Origin of the sequence: Streptomyces mexicanus (genome assembly GCF_902506575.1) — a bacterium.
Taxonomy (GTDB): Bacteria; Actinomycetota; Actinomycetes; order Streptomycetales; family Streptomycetaceae; genus Streptomyces; species Streptomyces mexicanus.
In genome coordinates this window covers 4,949,458-4,966,777 of sequence record NZ_LR732544.1, presented here as the reverse complement: position 1 = coordinate 4,966,777, position 17,320 = coordinate 4,949,458, and the positions used below count along the sequence as shown (strand labels likewise).

Annotated in this window: 16 protein-coding genes; 6 read left to right on the top strand and 10 right to left on the bottom strand. The window is 72.1% G+C overall.

Features of this window, described 5'->3' with window-relative positions:
- Window positions 1–251 precede the first annotated feature (251 nt).
- Window positions 252–2,120 carry a lectin gene (locus GV126_RS22360; RefSeq protein ID WP_159669696.1) on the top strand — a complete coding sequence of 623 codons (1,869 nt, stop codon included), beginning with the start codon at window positions 252–254 and terminating at the stop codon, window positions 2,118–2,120.
- A gap of 201 nt (window positions 2,121–2,321) precedes the next feature.
- Here the strand turns inward: GV126_RS22360 and GV126_RS22355 are convergent, their stop codons facing one another.
- From GV126_RS22355 to GV126_RS22345, 3 genes are all read right to left on the bottom strand, one after another.
- A complete protein-coding gene (locus GV126_RS22355) occupies window positions 2,322–2,855 on the bottom strand; it encodes a 4-hydroxylaminobenzoate lyase (RefSeq protein WP_159669693.1) in 534 nt (177 codons plus the stop codon).
- Window positions 2,856–3,023: 168 nt separating this feature from the next.
- Entirely contained in the window at window positions 3,024–3,710 is a 687-nt protein-coding gene (locus tag GV126_RS22350; protein ID WP_159669691.1) for a TetR/AcrR family transcriptional regulator, read from the bottom strand.
- Window positions 3,711–4,052: 342 nt separating this feature from the next.
- Window positions 4,053–4,718: a nitroreductase family protein gene (locus GV126_RS22345; RefSeq protein WP_159669688.1), complete on the bottom strand. Its 666-nt coding sequence runs from the start codon at window positions 4,716–4,718 to the stop codon at window positions 4,053–4,055.
- A 505-nt stretch (window positions 4,719–5,223) separates the two neighbouring features.
- Between GV126_RS22345 and GV126_RS22340 the strand changes: the two genes are divergently transcribed.
- The 4 genes from GV126_RS22340 (at window position 5,224) to GV126_RS22325 (ending at window position 9,747) form a co-directional block, all read left to right on the top strand.
- A complete protein-coding gene (locus tag GV126_RS22340; protein ID WP_159669685.1) occupies window positions 5,224–7,008 on the top strand; it encodes an L-lactate permease in 1,785 nt (594 codons plus the stop codon).
- Window positions 7,009–7,504: 496 nt separating this feature from the next.
- On the top strand, window positions 7,505–7,936 hold the full coding sequence (locus GV126_RS22335) for an SRPBCC family protein (RefSeq protein WP_159669683.1): 432 nt from the start codon (window positions 7,505–7,507) through the stop codon (window positions 7,934–7,936).
- A 205-nt stretch (window positions 7,937–8,141) separates the two neighbouring features.
- A complete protein-coding gene (locus GV126_RS22330) occupies window positions 8,142–8,825 on the top strand; it encodes a dienelactone hydrolase family protein (RefSeq protein WP_159673995.1) in 684 nt (227 codons plus the stop codon).
- Between the two features lie 58 nt (window positions 8,826–8,883).
- Complete coding sequence (locus GV126_RS22325) at window positions 8,884–9,747, top strand: universal stress protein (protein ID WP_236570070.1); 864 nt, start codon at window positions 8,884–8,886, stop codon at window positions 9,745–9,747.
- Between the two features lie 342 nt (window positions 9,748–10,089).
- On the opposite strand, the gene GV126_RS22320 is transcribed toward GV126_RS22325, so the two are convergent.
- From GV126_RS22320 to GV126_RS22290, 7 genes are all read right to left on the bottom strand, one after another.
- Window positions 10,090–11,031, bottom strand: a complete 942-nt coding sequence (locus GV126_RS22320) for an urease accessory protein UreD (protein ID WP_236570069.1) — start codon at window positions 11,029–11,031, stop codon at window positions 10,090–10,092.
- On the bottom strand, window positions 11,028–11,738 hold the full coding sequence (gene ureG, locus GV126_RS22315) for an urease accessory protein UreG (RefSeq protein WP_159669680.1): 711 nt from the start codon (window positions 11,736–11,738) through the stop codon (window positions 11,028–11,030). Before ureG ends, GV126_RS22320 begins: the two co-directional genes overlap by 4 nt.
- 67 nt (window positions 11,739–11,805) lie before the next feature.
- Entirely contained in the window at window positions 11,806–12,492 is a 687-nt protein-coding gene (locus tag GV126_RS22310; protein WP_159673989.1) for an urease accessory protein UreF, read from the bottom strand.
- A gap of 136 nt (window positions 12,493–12,628) precedes the next feature.
- Window positions 12,629–14,353: an urease subunit alpha gene (gene ureC, locus GV126_RS22305; RefSeq protein ID WP_159669678.1), complete on the bottom strand. Its 1,725-nt coding sequence runs from the start codon at window positions 14,351–14,353 to the stop codon at window positions 12,629–12,631.
- Entirely contained in the window at window positions 14,353–14,772 is a 420-nt protein-coding gene (locus GV126_RS22300; RefSeq protein ID WP_159669676.1) for an urease subunit beta, read from the bottom strand. Before GV126_RS22300 ends, ureC begins: the two co-directional genes overlap by 1 nt.
- Window positions 14,773–14,810: 38 nt before the next feature.
- Entirely contained in the window at window positions 14,811–15,116 is a 306-nt protein-coding gene (locus GV126_RS22295; RefSeq protein WP_028423813.1) for an urease subunit gamma, read from the bottom strand.
- Between the two features lie 4 nt (window positions 15,117–15,120).
- Window positions 15,121–16,044, bottom strand: a complete 924-nt coding sequence (locus tag GV126_RS22290; protein ID WP_236570068.1) for an urea transporter — start codon at window positions 16,042–16,044, stop codon at window positions 15,121–15,123.
- 386 nt (window positions 16,045–16,430) lie between these two features.
- Here GV126_RS22290 and GV126_RS22285 point away from each other — a divergent pair, with 386 nt between their 5' ends.
- Entirely contained in the window at window positions 16,431–17,075 is a 645-nt protein-coding gene (locus tag GV126_RS22285; RefSeq protein WP_159669671.1) for a carbonic anhydrase, read from the top strand.
- The last annotated feature ends 245 nt before the right edge of the window (window positions 17,076–17,320 follow it).

The window sequence follows — 17,320 nt, the reverse complement described above, 5'->3', positions numbered from 1 at the left end:
GCCGACTCACGGCTCGGCTCACGCCGTGAGTGAACTACCGGTCGGCCTGTCCCGTCAAGGCTTCACATCACCGATCGCTGCCACGACGGCACGCAACCGGCTCACGACCACGTCAATCGCAACTCACGGGCGACTCCGGGGACTTGCTCCCTTCAGGCTGTGAACGCGCATCCTCTTGACGCACGCCCTGAGCCGTCATTTACTCACGGCTCGCACGCCCCCGTCCCCCACCTCAAGAAGGGCGGCGCAGTATGAGAAGACCCCTGCGCGCGGCTCGGCTGCTCCTTGCCGCACTGCTGGCCACGACCGGCCTGACCACACTCGGCACTGCGTCCGCGCACGCGGCCGGCGAGCAGGTGACGGCCTGGCTGACCACGACCGACGACTCCGGTGGCCGGCACGTCGTGCGCGGCCTGGAGCCGCAGACGCCGTTCTCCTTCCAGGCCGGCACCGGTGGCGGCGGGGAGAACATCACGGTCGACGAGAACACCCGGTACCAGACCTTCACCGGCGGCGGAGCGTCGTTCACCGACACCGCGGCTTGGCTCATGAACAGCAGCGGAGCGCTGTCCCAGGCCACGCGGGACGCCACCATGCGCAAACTGTTCTCGCCGTCCGATGGGATCGGCCTGTCGTTCCTGCGCAACCCCATGGGCGCCTCGGACCTGGCCCGTTACGGGTACACGTACGACGACGTGCCGGCCGGCCAGAGCGACCCGTCGCTGGCGAAGTTCTCCATCGCCCACGACCTGGCGGACGTGGTGCCACTGACCCGGCAGGCGCTGCAGCTCAATCCGTCGCTGACGGTGATGGCCACACCGTGGACGGCGCCCGCCTGGATGAAGGACAGCGGGCAGCTCAACGGCGGCTGGCTGAAGGCGGAGGACTACGGCGCCTACGCGTCGTACTTCGTGAAGTATCTCCAGGCCTACCGCGACCAGGGCATCCCGGTTTCCTACGTGACGGCGCAGAACGAGCCGACGTGCTGCTCCGGGTATCCCTCGATGAGCTGGAACGCCTCCGGCCTGGCCTACTTCACCAAGAACGAGCTGCTGCCCAAGCTGCAGTCGGCGGGCCTGACGACCAAGGTTCTCGCCCACGACTGGAACTGGGACACCTACGACTCCTACGCCGCCCAGACGGTGGACGACGCCGCGGTGCGCTCGCACCCGAACTTCGGAGGCATCGCCTGGCACGGCTACGGCGGCGACGTAGCCAAGCAGACGAGCGTCCACAACCAATACCCGCAGCTGGACGCCTTCGCCACCGAGCACTCGGGCGGCACCTGGATCGAGAACCAGCAGCGCGAGGACATGCACGACATCGTCGACTACACCCGCAACTGGGCGAAATCGGTGACGAAGTGGTCGCTGGCGGTGGACCAGGACCGGGGGCCGCACAACGGCGGGGGCGGCCCCTGCAGCGGCCTGATCACGGGGCACAACGGGGACGCCCGGTCGGGCCAGGTCGACTACACCGTCGAGTACTACGACATGGGTCACCTGACCAAGTTCGTACGACCGGGCGCGCAGCGTATCGCGTCGACCGCCTCGGCATCGGTGCCGAACGTGGCGTGGCGCAACCCGGACGGCAGCAAGGCGCTGATCGCCTACAACGACGCGTCGAGCAGCAAGACGATGACCATCGACTGGGGTTCCCAGCACGCCACTTACACGCTTCCCGGCAAGACGTCGGCCACGTTCACCTGGGCGGGTGCGCAGTCGGGCGGCGGAAGCCGGTCGGGAACGTTCGTCGGGATGGCGGGCAAGTGCCTGGACGTGGCCGGCGGCGCGGCCGTCAACGGTACGGCCGTGCAGCTCTACGACTGCAACGGCACGGCCGCCCAGCAGTGGACGGTGCAGGCGGACGGGTCGATCCGGGCGCTCGGCGCATGCCTGGACGTGGCGTCCGGTTCGACGGCCGACGGTGCGAAGGTGCAGCTCTACGAGTGCAACGGCACCGGGGCGCAGCAGTGGTCGTACAACGCCTCGACCGGTGACGTGGTGAACACGGCCGCGGACAAGTGCCTGGACGTGACCGACAATTCCTCGGCCAACGGCACCCGGACGCAGATCTGGTCGTGCACGGGGGCGTCGAACCAGAAGTGGCAGCTGAAGTGAGCATCCGCCGACCGCCCCGTCACCTGCCCTCTGCCGGGCGGTCGGCACACCCCGTCGGACGAAGGATGCGTTGAGCCCGCCGGGACGGGTCGCTCGGCCCGAGCCGGGGCTCCCGGCACACGCGCCGCAGGCCGGGGTCCGGGCCGCCGCCCGTTCGCTGCGGCCGGCCGTGCGACCGCACCTGCTCGCTCCGGCGCCGCCCTACGCGGCGGCCGTGGCGGACCGGGAGGGACGGATGTCGTACGAGATGCGTCCGGCGGGCAGGTAGAACAGCGCGATCAGCGCCCCTCCCCGCACCTCGGGGTAGTGGTGGCTGCCCGGAGCGGGCGCGGTCCAGCCGGGCCCCTGCCAACCGTTCGGCCCCGCCAGCTGGGCTTGGGGGTCGATGGGGGCCACGAGGTTCACTTCGCCGTACGGATGCGCGTGGTACTGGCCCCGGTAGCGCTCCACGCTGTTCATGTAGACGGCCGTGATGCTGAAGTAGTGCGTCTGCGCCGACGGTTCGGCGATGAGGCTGCGGCGGTAGCGGGGGCCGTCGACCTCGACGTTGGCCGCCCAGCCCTCCTCCAGGACGCCGATGGTGATCAGGCGCGCGAGGTCCTGGTAGAGCTCGCTGTCGGGGCCGTAGGCGGTGTTCAGCCAGCTCTCCAGGTCGTCGCCGGCCGTGCGGTTCCTGACCTCGGCCAGGAACGGGATGCTGCGCTCGATCAGCGCCTTGCGGTTGTCGTCGCTCATGGGCGGAGTCCTTTCGTGTCGCCACGGGTCTGACACGAGAACGATGCCTCGACATTTCGTTACAGTCAACAGCTGTAACGAAATGCGGGTGCCGATCGGCATGGGGTGAAGCGCCGTCGGGTGTGCCCCGGGGCCGCACTCGCGCAGCGCCGCCCCGAAGAGCTCCTCTCAGGCGGACCCGGCCTCGCCGTCCACGGCGAGCATGGGCCAGACCGTGGCGACGATCCGTTCGGCGAAGTCGTCCGGCACGCCGCGACCGGTCCGCAGGTAGTCCGCGAAGTAGCTGCCGAAGCAGAGCGTGACGATCATGTCCAGGTCCACGTCCTCGCGCACGGCCCCGCGGCGCTGCAGCGAGACCAGCGTCATCAGCAGTTCCTCGCAACGAGGCCGCACGCCGTGCTCCCGCAACTGCTCCAGCAGGCCGGGCGCCCGCTCCACCTCGGCCATGAAGTTGCCGTGCAGGGACATGGCCCGATCGTTGTGGTAGCGGGGATCGAGGCGCCGAACGGCTTCGACGAGCGCCTCGCGCGGAGTCAACTGCTCCATGTCCAGCGGAGGATAGGCCTCGCGCTGCTTGCGCAACCCGTACTGCAGGGCGTCGATGACGAGGTCGTACTTGTTCGCCCACCGCCGGTACAGGGTCGGCCGGGTGACACCGGCGTCCGCGACGATGTCCCCGATCGTCATGGACGAGTAGCCGTCGGTGGCCAGCCGCTCGCGTGTGGCCCGGATGATCGCCTCCTCGATCGCCGGGTCCCGGGGCCGTCCGCCTGCGGGCGCCGCCGACTCCGCCCCCGGGCGCCCCGCACGCCCGCCGGCCCGTTCACCGGAACGCGTCGTCTTCGCCTTCGCCATCTCATCCCTTCCGACACACAAGCCGACCGGAGCCGGGTCGTCCATCGGCTCCGTCGCCGCACCAGCACATTACGCGACCGCAGGCCCACCACCAGCAGCGCCTTCGATGCCCGTGGAGGAAAGCCCGGGGGATGCCCACGTGGGTCGCGCCGTGGTCGCCGACGGAGGCCGCGGCCCGGCCCCGTCGGCGCGGTTTGGCTGTCCCCCGGGCGGGATCCGGGGCGCCGTGCGCGGTGTCGCGTCAAGCAGCGCGCTCCGGTGCGCGACCCGGCGCCGAGGGGTGCCGAAGGCCGCACCGCGCCGATCGGCCGGGCGGCGGCGCGGTGCGCGCTCGCCGCGAGGTCATTCGGCCGCGGGCGCCCACAGGGGCTCGGTGACCCTCGCCCCGATGTCGTGACCCCAGGTGTTGCGGCTGGCCACCTCATGGATCGGTCGCCGGTTCGCCGCCACACCCCAGCGGCCGAGCGGGTAGCCGAGGGCGAGCATGACGTTCATCTTCCAGCCCTCAGCGGTGGGCACTTGGAGCAGCTTGTGCACGGCCTCCTCCTGGTACCGCAGGACGGTCGTGATGACACCGCCCACCCCTTCCGCCCGCGCGGCGAGCAGGGCGCTCCAGATGGCGGGGTAGATGTTCGCGCCACCGTGGTCGTCGATGGAGAACACGAAGAGCAGCAGGGGGATGTCGGTGAAGTGCTCGGTGAAGTAGTCACCCGAGTCCTTGATCCTGCGCATCGTGGCGGCGTGTTCCTCGGGGTCGTGGATCGTCTTCGCCAGTGCCCCTTCGGCGATCTCGGCGTACTCCTGCCGGCGGCAGGCGCGGTACAGCTCGGCGATCTCGCTCTTGCGTGCGGGGTCGTCGACCACCAGGAAGTGCCAGCGCTGGGCATTGCCGCCGTTCGGCGCCCGGATGGCGGCGTCGAGGATGCGGCACTGCGTCTCCAGCGGGATGGGGTCCTTGCGCATGCGCCGCATCATCCGCGTGGTGTACAGGGCCTCGTATACGTCCATCCGCTCCTCCTGGGACGGCGATGACGGAGATCGCGCGGCGCCGTCGGGCCGCCGACCCCCCGACGTGTTCGATCACCGCACACCGGGGTTCCTTACGGCCGCCGGGATGCTGAGGCGGGCTGGAACGAGGAGGCAAGGTGGGGCGCGGCGTCACCTATGACGCTCCCCCACCGGCGCGTGTGCCGCAAGGGGAAGCGGCGCAGCCCCCCGCCGTGCCACGGGACACCCGTGCTCCTTGACACGGATCCGGTACCACTGCACTCTGCCAGCAATCAGCAGGGGTCTACCGGGGAGTGGAATCGATCTGGTCGCCAACGCCTCGCAGTGCCCATGAGACACCGCATCCGGTGCCGCCTCGGCATGCGCACGAGCGCCGGACCGTACGGTCTTCCGTCTCCCTGCCCCACCCCGACCCTCGACAGGCGCACGTGCCGTCCCGCAGCCCGCCACGGCGCCGACCCGTGGCGCGGCCCCTCCTCTCCGGTGGCGTAGAAAAGGGTGCTCCATGATCCTCGCCGACTATCAGCAGAACTACAGTCCTGTGGGCGATTCGCTGGGACTGTCGTCCATCATCGCGATTCTTCCGCTGCTGGTGCTGTTCGTGCTGCTCGGTGTGGTGCGGATGAAGGCGTGGCTGGCTTCGCTGATCTCTCTTGTCATGGCCGTGGTGCTCGCGGTCGCCGTGTACTCGATGCCCCTCGTCGACGCGCTCGACAGCGGGTTGCTGGGGGCCGCGTTCGGCTTCTTCCCGATCATGTGGATCGTCATCAACGCGATCTGGATCTACAACCTCACCGTCGAGACCGGTCACTTCGACGTACTGCGCAGGTCGTTCGCGTCCATCAGCGACGACCAGCGGGTGCAGGCCATCCTCATCGCGTTTTCCTTCGGCGCCCTCATGGAGGCGCTGGCCGGTTTCGGCACGCCGGTCGCGATCAGTTCGGTGATGCTGATCGCGCTGGGCTTCGAACCGCTCAAGGCGGCCACGGTCGCCCTGGTCGCCAACACCGCTCCCGTCGCGTTCGGGGCGATAGCCGTGCCGATCACCACACTGGCGGGCGTCACCGGCCTGCCCGTGGACGACCTCGGCGCGATGGTGGGGCGGCAGACGCCGATCCTGGCGCTGTTCGTGCCGTTGGCCCTGGTGTTCATCGTGGACGGCCGCCGAGGTCTGCGGCAGACCTGGCCGCCGGCGGTGGTGTGCGGTGTGTCCTTCGCGGTCTTCCAGTACCTGTCCTCGAACTTCTGGTCCGTGCCGCTCGCCGACATCGTCGCCGCGCTCGCCTCCGCGCTGGCGGTCCTCGGGTTCACCCGGGTGTGGCGGGCCAGGGAGACATATCGGGAGAGCGGCGACAGGGGTGGCCTCGACGGTGCCGGCGACGACTCGCGCCGGCCGCGGCCCCCCGCCGCCGAGCCACGCCCGAACGGCGGCGAGCCGGTGGACACCCGGGCAGTGGCCGGAGCCCGCGCGGACTCCGGCCACGACACGCACGACGCGCCGTCGGCCGTCTTCAAGGCGTACGCGCCGTACCTGGCCGTCATCGTGGTGTTCGTCCTGGCCACCCGCGTACCGGCCATCACCGGGAAGGCCCCGACCGAGGTCGGCGCGAGCGGCACGGGCCTGGAGTCGGTGACGCACATCATCGACTGGCCCGGGCTGCACATAGCCAAGCCGAACGGCGACCCGGTCGCCACCACCTTCAAGCTCAACTACCTCTCGGCCGCCGGGAGTCTGCTGCTGATAGCCGGCCTGACCAGCATGGTACTGATCGGGATCGGACCGCGCCGCGCCCTGCGCGCCTACGGACGTACCCTCGACCAGCTGAAGTTCGCGGTGCTCACCGTCATGCTCGTCCTGGCACTCGGTTACATCATGAACGAGTCCGGCGAGACCACCACACTGGGTCTGTGGGTGGCCGGCGCGGGCGGTGCCTTCGCCCTTTTGTCGCCTGTGCTCGGCTGGCTGGGCGTTGCCGTCACCGGCTCCGACACCTCCTCCAACTCCCTGTTCGGCGCCCTCCAGGTCACCGCCGCCCACCAGGCCGGTCTGTCCCCCACCCTCATGGCCGCGGCCAATTCCTCCGGTGGCGTGCTGGGCAAGATGATCTCTCCGCAGAACCTCGCCATCGCCGCTGCCGCGGTCGGCTTCCAGGGCCGCGAGGGGCTTCTCTTCCGCCGGGTCATCGTGTGGAGCGTGGTCTTCACGGCCTTCATGTGTGCGCTGGTCTACCTGCAGAGCACCCCGGTGCTCGACTGGATGGTCGTGCGCACGTCGGCCACCACACCCTGACAAGGACGTGTCGGCGGCGCCGGTGCCTGACACGGAAGACCTGCGCGAGCCGTGACGCCACCGCGCCGCACCACGTCGGCGGCCCAGGGGCCCGGTCGGGCCGGTGATGTGCTGCGCGGGCCGGCTCCGCTCCACCACGCCACGGCGAGGAGCCGGGCGATGTCCGCGGTGTCGTAGCGGGTGCGGACGCGCCGATCCGGACCCGCACCTCCCGGAACGGGCCGCACAGGCGGCAGTCCTCACGGCTGCCGCGGGCGCCTTCTCCCAGCCCCTGTTCGCAACCGCGTCCGCGAGGCCGGCCTTCGTGGGCGCGCCCACGGCGGCGTGCGGCGGGTCGCCCCCGGCGACGTGCCGGGCGGCCGCGGGCCACCGGAAGCGGCCGGGCGCCCGTCGGCGGCGACCTGCACAGCCGCGCTCGGCCTCCTGCGGTGGACACGCCGGGCGCACACTGGAAACGGAAGGCCATGGGCACAGGAGCCGGACAGGGAGGTGCGCCGTGAGCACCCTCGAAGAACATGTGGACGTCTCGGTGCCGCTCGACCGGGCATGGGAGGGCCTGCACCGGATCGAGGACTATCCGCGCTTCGTGGCGGGCGTCCGCGACGCCCGGGCGGAACAGGCGGGCCGGACGCATCTCGACATCGAGGCCGGCGGCCGCTCCCGGGAGATCGAGGCCGAGGTCTCCGACCGCCGGGAGCAGCATGTGGTGGAGTGGCGGACCACCGGCGCTCCCGACCTGGCGGGGTCCTTCTCGCTGCAGCCGATCGACGACGGCCACACCCGGGTCCAGGCACGCGTGGAGTACGACCCCCGCGCTCTCCGGGACGCCTTCGGCGGGCCGAGGGGCTTCGCCCAGGCGACCGCGATAGAACGGCTCGTCCGCAGTGACCTGGAGCATTTCAAGGATTGCGTGGAACAGGGACGGTGAGCGGCGGACGCCCGGCGCCGTGGCGGTTCCCGACGCGAGCGCTGGGTACGCGGTGCGCCAACGGATCCGGATCGCCCACGATCCACCGGATCGGCACGTGGCCGACCACGTCCGCGGGACCGGCACGTGGCCGTACACGTGGAAAGACACGTGGAAAGACACGTGGAAAGGCACGTGGAACAGCACGGGGAAGAAGTTGATGCCGGTGATCTCCCAGATGGTCCTGGTCCACACCAGCGACGCCGCGCTCCCCGGTGACCTCGTCGTCCCGACACCGGCCCGGGCCGTGGTGCTGTTCGCGCACGGCAGCGGCAGCTCCCGGCACAGCTCCCGCAACCGGGCGGTGGCCGCCGAGCTGCGCACCGCCGGAGTCGGCACGCTGCTGCTGGACCTGCTCAACGAGCGGGAGGAACGGCACGACGCGCTCACCGCCGAGCACCGTTTCGACATCCCCCTCCTCGGCCGGCGGCTCGTGGGCGCCATCGACTGGCTGCGGACGCAACCGGACACCCGCGGCCTGCCCGTCGTCCTGTTCGGCGCGAGCACGGGCGCCGCCGCGGCGCTGGTGGCCGCGGCCGAACGCCCGGAGCGGGTGCTGACCGTCATCGCGCGGGGCGGCCGGTGCGATCTCGCCCAGGACGCCCTGACACGGGTGCGGGCACCGGTCCTGCTCATCGTCGGCAGCCAGGACCGGCAGGTGCTGGCGCTGAACGAGGAAGCGGCCCGGCGGCTGCGCGCCCCGCACGCCCTGCACGTCGTTCAGGGGGCGACGCACCTGTTCGAGGAGCCCGGTGCGCTGCAGGAGGTCGCCGCGACGGCCAGGCGGTGGTGCGAGGAACGGCTGCGTGCCGCGTCCGGGCACCGCAGGACGCCGCAGGAGGAGACGTGAGCGGCCCACGGGACGAGCGACGACACCGGGTGAGGTCAGCGGCCGTGGGGTGGGCGCCGTGACGGGCGGCGAGGACCCGGTGCTGGCGGGGGTCGACGACACGTCGCACGCCTGGCGCGCCGCCGACTGGGCGGCCGGGGAAGCGGGGCTGCGCGGCAGTGCGCTGCGGATCGTCCACGCCGTCGGCCCGGGCCCCGAGGTCGGATACGACGAGACCGGGGCGGGACTGAGCCGACCGGTGTTCGAGGCGGCGACCGGGATGCTGGACCGGGGCCGCACCCGGCTGGCGGCGGGCCGTCCGGGACTGCGGATCGACGCCGTCCTCGCCCACGGCCGGCCGGCCGAGGCGGTCCTGGACGAGGCCGGCGACGCCGGCCTGATCGTGGTGGGCACCCGGGGCCGGGGCGGTTTCACCGGTCTGCTGCTCGGCTCGGTGAGCCTGAAAGTGGCGGCGCACGCCGACCGCCCGGTGGTGGTCACCCGCGGGGATCCGGGCCAGGTGGCGGACGGCGCCGTCGTGGTCGGGGTGCGCGACGACAGGGACGCGGCGGCGGTGCGGTTCGCACTGGCCGAGGCGGGGCTGCGGCACACGGGTGTGCGCGTGGTCCACGCCTGGTCGCCGGTCGCCGAAGCCGGCCTGGTGGTGCCCGAGGTGGACAGCGTCGACGCGGAGCAGCGCGCCCGCCGCCGGCTGCTGGACCGCCTCGCCCGTCCCGACGGGGACGCCCCGCAGGTGCCCGTGGAGACGGAGCTGGCCCTGGGATCACCTGCGGAGGCACTCGTGGAGGCGTCGCGGCGGGCGTCGCTGGTGGTGCTGCCCCGCCACCCGGTCGAGGGCCGGCTCGGGCTGCCCCTGGGGTCGGTGACCCACGCGGTGCTGCACCACGCTCAGTGCCCGGTCGCGATCGTGCCGGTCCGTTAGGGGCTTCTGGGTCTTCGCACCAGGCCCCGGCCCGGCTCGTGTGCCGTGCCGGCGGTCCGGCGAAGTGCGCCGTTCCGGCGGTACGGCGAGGTGTGTCGTGCCGGACCGCCGGATCCTCACGCCGCTGTCGTCGGTCCGACGGGTTTCGGCGCACCACGTCGACGAGTGACCGGTCGGTGATCTTCGCGGGCGATCTGGGCCACGGGTCGGGCGGAGAGGACACCGCCGACGGGCAGCGGCAGCCACGCGGCGACCGTGTCGCCGGCCCCGCCCCGAACGACGGCCACCCCGGCGCCGTCGGCGACCACGGCGGCGGCAGGGGCGGGTCCGGGGGAGCGCGGGTCAGGTCTTGCGCAGGTCGGGCGCGGGCACGCCGATGAGCAGGCGGCGCAGGGCGTCCCAGGCCGTGTGCACGGCGCGGGCCACGGCCGGCGGGTCGCTGCCCATGATCCGTGCCCAGGCCCCGCACTCGTCGGGCAGCTCGCTCACCCCGAAGGACACCGCGCACGTGCGCAGCGCCTCGTGGAGGGTGTCGGCGACCTGGGCGGCGGGTGCGAGCGGGGTGAGCGCGTAGAGCGTGGCCATCAGGTCGTGGGCGCCGAAGACGGCCGGGCCGGTGACCGAGCCGGGCTCGTGCGGGTCCAGGCGTACGGTGTCGATCACCAGCGGTTCGCCGTCGGGGCGCGTGATCTCCAGGTCGCTGAACAGCATGCGGTAGGCGTGCCGTTCGCCGCGGGCGAGCCGGCCGGCCGCGATGGTCTCGCCCAGCAGCACGGTGGCGGTGGGGTCGGCGACCACGTGGGTGTGCTGGTAGAAGCGCGCGTCCCGGTACGGGATCAGGGCGTCGGGCAGGTACTCCACGTAGCTGCCCGCCTCGGCGGTGAGGCGGACGACCTGGGTGGCGTGGTCGAACTCCATGCGGTGCAGCTTGGTGGCCGCCTGTGTGGTCAGGTGGACCGCGGTGCCGGGTCCGCAGTCGATGTCGATGCGGTTGCGGTCGGCCTGCACGACACCGCCGCCGACGGACATCAGATAGGTCACCGGCATGTCGGGCCGCTGCGGATCGACGTACAGCGGGCGCATGATCTGCAGGGGTGACTTCTGGTAGCGCTGGACGAGTTCGGTGCGGTCGCCGACGCGCGCGTAGCGCAGTTCGAGCAGGCCGACCTTGCCGGGGCGCCCGGCGGCCAGGGTGTCCGGGGTGCCGGTCAGGGCACGCATCCGCTCCGGTACCCGCCGGGGTTCGTAGTGTGCGGGGTCCAGCCGCGCGGGCGCCGTGGTCATGCGGAGACCGCTCCCTGGCCGGCCGGTCGGGCGGCCTCGTGGGCCAGGAGGAAGTCGGCGATCGCGTCCAGGCCCTCCCCGGTGAGGGAGTTGGTGAGCTGCACCGGCCGCCCCTGCCGGACCTGGTGGGCGTCCGCCTCCATCCGGGCCAGGTCGCACCGCACGTACCGGGCGATGTCGATCTTGTTGATGACGAGCAGGTCGCACTCGGTGATGCCCGGTCCCCGCTTGCGGGGCATCTTGTCGCCCTCGGCGGTGTCCAGCACGAACAGGAACAGGTCGACGAGCGCCGGGCTGAAGGTGAGGGTCAGGTTGTCGCCGCCGCTTTCGAACAGGAGGGTGTCCACCTCCGGGAAGCGCTCCAGGATCTCGTCGGCGGCGGCCTGGTTCATCGTCGGGTCGTCGCGGACCGCGGTGTGCGGGCACGCCCCGGTCTCGACGCCGACGATGCGGTCCGCGGCGAGGACGCCGTCCAGGGTGCGCCGGACGTGGTTGGCGTCCTCGGAGGTGTAGATGTCGTTGGTGATCACGGCGGGGGTGCGGCCGCGGGCGATCAGCACCGGCACGAGCGCCTCGATCAGCGCTGTCTTGCCGGAGCCGACGGGGCCCGCGACGCCCACGCGCAGCACGCCGTCCTTGGGGCGCTGCACGAGGTCGTCGTCGTGGTCGTGGTGGTGGGAGTGGCGTACCTGGGTGGGGTCGTGCATGGTCGTCCTCGTCGGAAGTGGTGGGGTTCGGAAGGGGTGGTGCGGTGTGTGGACCGGGGGCCGGGTGCTAACTCGCGAACAGGCGGGCCTCGGCGCGCTCGTGCCGGCCGGCCATGACGTCGGCCACGGGGACGCATCCGCCGAGGTCGGCCAGGTCGCGCCGCAGGGCCGCCTCGACGGTCTCCTCGATCACGGGCGCGGCGGTGTGCAGGACGACCTGGGCCCGGCGGTGGTCGGTGAGCCGCAGCCGCAGGGCCGCGCCGACGAAGCTGGCCGCGAACGCGAACAGTTCGCAGGTGACCGCCTGCCGGGTGGTCAGCCCGTTGCCCGCGTGGACGGCGGCGGCCACCACCGGCTGGCAGCCGCGGACCGCGCCGTCGGCGTACAGCTCCCGGTACCGGGCGACCTGCGGGGTGGCGTAGACCTCGCCGGCCAGGTCGAGCAGCTGCCGTCCGGTGCGCACGGCGGCCTGCCGGGCCTCGCGGCCCAGTTTGGTGGCGTACAGCCGCCGTTCGACGGCCACCACCTCGTCCCAGTCCTGCGCGCCCACCGCGCGGTGGGCGAGAGCCAGGGCGGTGGCGTCGGCCGGTCCGGCGCTGTGCCGCAGCAGGTCGGCGAGGAGGGCGGGCAGGGTGCGCGGGGTGACCGCGCGGGCCTGCTGGAAACCCTCCAGGCCGTGGGAGAGGGTGTAATAGCCGCTGGGGAACGCCGAGTCGGTGAGCTGAAGCCCCGACAGCAGCGCCGCGGTCGGCATCGGTTCGTTCACACCTGGTCTCCGTTCTGCCGGGTGTCCGTCGTCTCCGCCCGGGGGTCCGGCTGTGGTGGTCCGGCTCGGTCGTGGTGCCGTGGGGCGCGCGGGCCTACCGGGCGCCCCGTGCGGCGCCCGCGCGTCAGACGATGTAGAAGAGGTGGTTGAGCGGGAGGCGCTCGGCGGGCTCGATGGTGGCGGGCTCGCCGTCGACGGTGACCTTGTAGGTCTCGGGGTCCACCTCGATGCGCGGCAGGGCGTCGTTGCGGACCATGTGCTGCTTGCCGATGGAGCGGCAGCGCTGCACCGGCTCGATCCGCCGCCGCAGGCCCAGTTCGCCGGGGACGCCGGCGGCGATGGACGCCTGGGACATGAAGGTGACCGAGGTACGCGTCCGGGCGCGGCCGTAGGAGCCGAACATCGGGCGGTAGTAGACCGGTTGCGGGGTCGGCAGGGAGGCGTTCGGGTCGCCCATCAGCGCCCAGTTCACCATGCCGCCCTTGATGATCAGCTTGGGCTTGGCGGCGAAGGAGTGGATCGGCCACAGCACGATGTCGGCGAGCTTGCCGGGCTCCAGCGAGCCGATCACGTCCGCGGCGCCCACCGCGATGGCCGGGTTGATGGTGAGCTTCGCCAGGTAGCGCAGCACCCGGGCGTTGTCGTTGCGGGAGCTGTCCTCGGCCAGCGCGCCGCGCACTTCCTTGCAGTGGTGCGCGGTCTGGAAGGCGCGCAGGAAGGACTCGCCGACCCGGCCCATGGCCTGGGAGTCGGAGGAGAAGATGCTGATCACGCCGAGGTCGTGCAGCACGGTCTCGGCCGCGATGGTCTCCGCCCGCACCCGGCTGTCGGCGAACGACACGTCCTCGGGGATGTCCCGGGACAGGTGGTGGCAGACCATCACCATGTCCAGCAGTTCGTCCACCGAGTTGATGGTGTACGGCAGCGTGGGGTTGGTGGAGGACGGCAGGACGTTGGGTTCGCCGGAGACGCGCATGATGTCGGGGGCGTGACCGCCGCCCGCGCCCTCGGTGTGGAAGGTGTGGATGGTCCGGCCGTCGATGGCGGACAGGGTGTCCTCGAAGAAGCCGCCCTCGTTGAGGGTGTCGGTGTGGATGGCGAGCTGCACGTCGTGCTCGTCGGCGACCCTGAGCGCGTTGTCGATGACGGCCGGGGTGGCGCCCCAGTCCTCGTGGACCTTCAGTCCGGCCACACCCGCCTCGACCTGCTCGCGCAGTGCCTCGGGCAGGCTGCCGTTGCCCTTGCCGAGCAGGCCCACGTTGACCGGCAGGTCCTCCACCGCCTCCAGCATCCGGTGGATGTTCCACGGGCCGGGGGTGCATGTGGTGCCGTTGCTGCCGTCGGTGGGGCCGGTGCCGCCGCCGAAGAAAGTGGTGATGCCGTTGGACAGGCCCTCCTGGGCCTGCTGGGGCGAGATGAAGTGGATATGGGTGTCGATGCCGCCGGCGGTGGCGATCAGGTGCTCGCCGGAGATGACCTCGGTGCCGGGGCCGATGACCAGCTTGGGGTCGACGCCGTTCTGCACATGCGGGTTGCCGGCCTTGCCGACGCCGACGATCAGGCCGTCGCGCACGCCGATGTCGCCCTTGACGACGCCCAGCACCGGATCGAGGACCACCACGTTGGTGATCACCAGGTCCAGGGCGCCCTCGCGGTTGAGCGCGGCGGGGTCCTGGGCCATGCCGTCGCGGATGGCCTTGCCGCCGCCGTAGACGGCCTCGTCGCCGTAGGAACCGGCGTTGTAGTCGTGCTCGACCTCGACCACCAGGTTGGTGTCGGCGAGGTGGAACCGGTCGCCCACGGTGGGGCCGAACAGGTCGGTGTACTGCTTGCGGGGGATGATCGCCATCAGTGGTCGGCCCCTTCGGTGTCGGTGGCGGCGCCGCCGGTCTCGCGGCCGGTGTCGGCGAATCCCAGGTCTGCGGCGCGGCGCAGGGCGGCGCCGCGGGTGTCGGCGGTGTTCAGGCCGCCGTTGACGAGTGCGGCGAACCCGACCAGGCGCCGGGTGCCGCCGGAGGCGACCAGCTCGACCTCGCGGCTGTCACCGGGCTCGAAGCGCACGGCGGTGCCGGACGGGATGTCCAGGTGCATGCCGTAGGCGGCCTCGCGGTCGAACCGCAGGGCGCGGTTGGCCTCGAAGAAGTGGTAGTGGGAGCCGACCTGGACGGCGCGGTCGCCGGTGTTGGCGACGGTGAGGCTGACCCTGGCCCGGCCGGCGTTGATCTCCACGGGGTCGTCCCCGTAGAGGTAGTGTGCTCCACCCGACATCGTTGTCTCCTTGTCCTGGGCGGTGGTGGGGTCGGCGGTCAGGCGCTGATGGGGTCGTGGCAGGTGACCAGCTTGGTGCCGTCCACGAACGCCGTCTCGACCTGCAGCACGGTGAGCATCTCGCGCACACCGGGCATGACGTCGTCGGCCGTGACGACCTTGCGGCCCAGTTCCATGCACTCGGCCACGGTGTGGCCGTCGCGCGCGGCCTCCAGGACCGCTTCGGTGATCAGCGCGGCGGCTTCGGTGACGTTGAGTTTGGTGCCCCGGGCCCGGCGCCGTCGTGCCAGGTCCGCGACCACGTAGACGTGGAGCTTGTCGATTTCGCGGGGTGCGAGGTTCATGGCGTCACTTCGCTTTCTCGAAGGAGATGCCGGGCCGGTCCAAGGCGGGAGCGGCCGCGAGGAAGAGCCAGGTCGTCACGACGAACGGCCAGGTGTAGGGAGATCCGCCGACGGGCTGGGCGAAGGCCAGCCAGGCGGCCGTGAGGGGGACCGTGGCCACGGCGGCCAGTGCGGCGTATCCGGCGCTCCACGGTGTGGGGGTGAGGAAGGTGGCGCCGAGCGCGAGGGCGACGAGCACGGCGTTGTAGCCGTACAGGCCTTGGGCGATCCGGTCGGCGGGCAGGCCCATGACGCAGGCGGTGAGGATCGCGGCGACGCTGCCGCCGGCGGCGGCGACGGCGGCCTTGCGGGAGGCGACGAGCAGGCCGACGAGCAGGATCAGGCCCGCGTACCACCGGTCGAGCAGGAAGACCTGGCCGATGTTGTCGCAGAAGGCACGGCCGAGTTGCGCGGCCGACAGGGAGGTGAACTCCGGCCGGGGCTCCCAGGGGGCGGCCGTGGCCGGCGCGGTCGGCAGCGCGACCGCCAGTACCCCGGCGACCACGCAGAACGGAGCGGTGAGCACCGGCAGTCCGAGCCGACCGAGCAGCCGGCCGGTCGCCGCGGCCAGGACGGCGCAGACGGCCCCGGCCAGGACGGCGAGCAGCGCGGTGCGCCAGGAGACGCCGAGCCGGCTGACGACCGCGATGCCGGTCAGGCATCCGCAGTAGCCCTCCAGGCCCTGGCTCACCCCGTCCCGGTCCGCGCCCAGCACGACCGCGGCCAGCGTGGAGGCCGCCGCACCGAGCAGTCCGTAGACGCCGATCCGCCAACCGCCCGTGAAGAGCGCGATCGTGAAGAGCAGTCCGGTCCACGCGCTGGGGCTGAGCGCCACCTGCGCCACGCCGCGCAGCTGTACTCTTCCGACATCGGCCGGAGCCCAGCGCATGGGCCGTGCCACCTGCCCCGCCGTCGGCATGACTGCTCCCTGATGGACGCGCACGAACGTGCCAACACCCGTCCGATCGCCGGGAGATGGCCTTGATCAACAACTTGTTGAAGCGTACGCCTCGCGCCGGACGGGACCGTTCGGCGACGAAGCGTGACGAGGAGTGAGCCCAAGGATATCGCCGCAGGTGACAGGGTCCGTCTCACGTCCGCGGCAGGTGACGGAATTGCACGTTGTTGGCGGTTCTTGGGAACTCCTTGGACTCAGCGAGACGAAAATTCGACCGACGGGGCGGCCCGGAAACGGCGACGACCGGTGACGACCGGCACGGTGGTCACCGGGGGGTGGTCGGTGCGCGGGGCCGCCCCTGCTCGTAGGCTTCCGCCATGACCACGAAGACACCCTCTCCGACCCCGCGCGAAGCCTTCGACCTGCTGATGTCCGGCAACCAGCGCTTCGTCGCGGGCACCCCCGAGCACCCCAACCAGGACGCCGCCCGCCGCACCGAGACCGCACCGGTGCAGCACCCCTTCGCGGTGCTGTTCGGCTGTTCCGACTCCCGGCTCGCCGCCGAGATCATCTTCGACCGCGGCCTGGGTGACCTGTTCGTGGTGCGGACCGCCGGCCACGTCATGGGACCGGAGGTACTCGGCAGCATCGAGTACGGAGTCGGCGTGCTCGGCTGCCCCCTGGTGGTGGTGCTGGGCCACGACTCCTGCGGCGCCGTCGCGGCCACCCGGGCCGCCGTCGCGGACGGCACGACCGCCGACGGGTACGTGCGGGACGTGATCGAGCGCGTGACCCCGAGCGTGCTGGCCTCGCGCGCCGCCGGGCACACCGAGGACGCGGACTTCATCGCCGAGCACGTGCGTCGCAGTGTGGACCTGCTGCTGGACCGCTCCCGCGCCCTCGCCGAGGCGGTGGCGGACGGCCGCGCCGCCGTGGTGGGCCTGTCCTACCGGCTGGTCGACGGAACCGCCCACGTGGTCACCACCCGGGGCCTGGAGGAGGCGGCCGGCACCGCGGCGTGAGGCCGGGCGACGGCGCCGGACCGACCCGGCGCCGTCGCCCTCAGGGGCGAGGGCCGTGAAGCCCTCTCTGTCCGGGGCCACCGCACCGCGTACGGACTCTCGTCGCCCCAGCGGATTCGGCTGAGCCCCTGGGACCGGCGCGAGGACCGCCCGACCGCGCGACAGCCGGCCTTCGCCCGGAGCGCACCACGGCGAGCGGCCCGGGCGAAGGCCGGCTGCGGTGCTCCGCCGGAAGGGCGGGGCAC

Bases quoted from the DNA above. Each gene is read 5' to 3' on its own strand.
- GV126_RS22360 (WP_159669696.1), top strand. From the start codon at position 252: ATGAGAAGACCCCTGCGCGCGGCTCGGCTGCTCCTTGCCGCACTGCTG.
- GV126_RS22355 (WP_159669693.1), bottom strand. From the start codon at position 2,855: ATGAGCGACGACAACCGCAAGGCGCTGATCGAGCGCAGCATCCCGTTC.
- GV126_RS22350 (WP_159669691.1), bottom strand. From the start codon at position 3,710: ATGGCGAAGGCGAAGACGACGCGTTCCGGTGAACGGGCCGGCGGGCGT.
- GV126_RS22345 (WP_159669688.1), bottom strand. From the start codon at position 4,718: ATGGACGTATACGAGGCCCTGTACACCACGCGGATGATGCGGCGCATG.
- GV126_RS22340 (WP_159669685.1), top strand. From the start codon at position 5,224: ATGATCCTCGCCGACTATCAGCAGAACTACAGTCCTGTGGGCGATTCG.
- GV126_RS22320 (WP_236570069.1), bottom strand. From the start codon at position 11,031: ATGACCACGGCGCCCGCGCGGCTGGACCCCGCACACTACGAACCCCGG.
- ureG (WP_159669680.1), bottom strand. From the start codon at position 11,738: ATGCACGACCCCACCCAGGTACGCCACTCCCACCACCACGACCACGAC.
- GV126_RS22310 (WP_159673989.1), bottom strand. From the start codon at position 12,492: ATGCCGACCGCGGCGCTGCTGTCGGGGCTTCAGCTCACCGACTCGGCG.
- ureC (WP_159669678.1), bottom strand. From the start codon at position 14,353: ATGGCGATCATCCCCCGCAAGCAGTACACCGACCTGTTCGGCCCCACC.
- GV126_RS22300 (WP_159669676.1), bottom strand. From the start codon at position 14,772: ATGTCGGGTGGAGCACACTACCTCTACGGGGACGACCCCGTGGAGATC.
- GV126_RS22295 (WP_028423813.1), bottom strand. From the start codon at position 15,116: ATGAACCTCGCACCCCGCGAAATCGACAAGCTCCACGTCTACGTGGTC.
- GV126_RS22290 (WP_236570068.1), bottom strand. From the start codon at position 16,044: ATGCGCTGGGCTCCGGCCGATGTCGGAAGAGTACAGCTGCGCGGCGTG.
- GV126_RS22285 (WP_159669671.1), top strand. From the start codon at position 16,431: ATGACCACGAAGACACCCTCTCCGACCCCGCGCGAAGCCTTCGACCTG.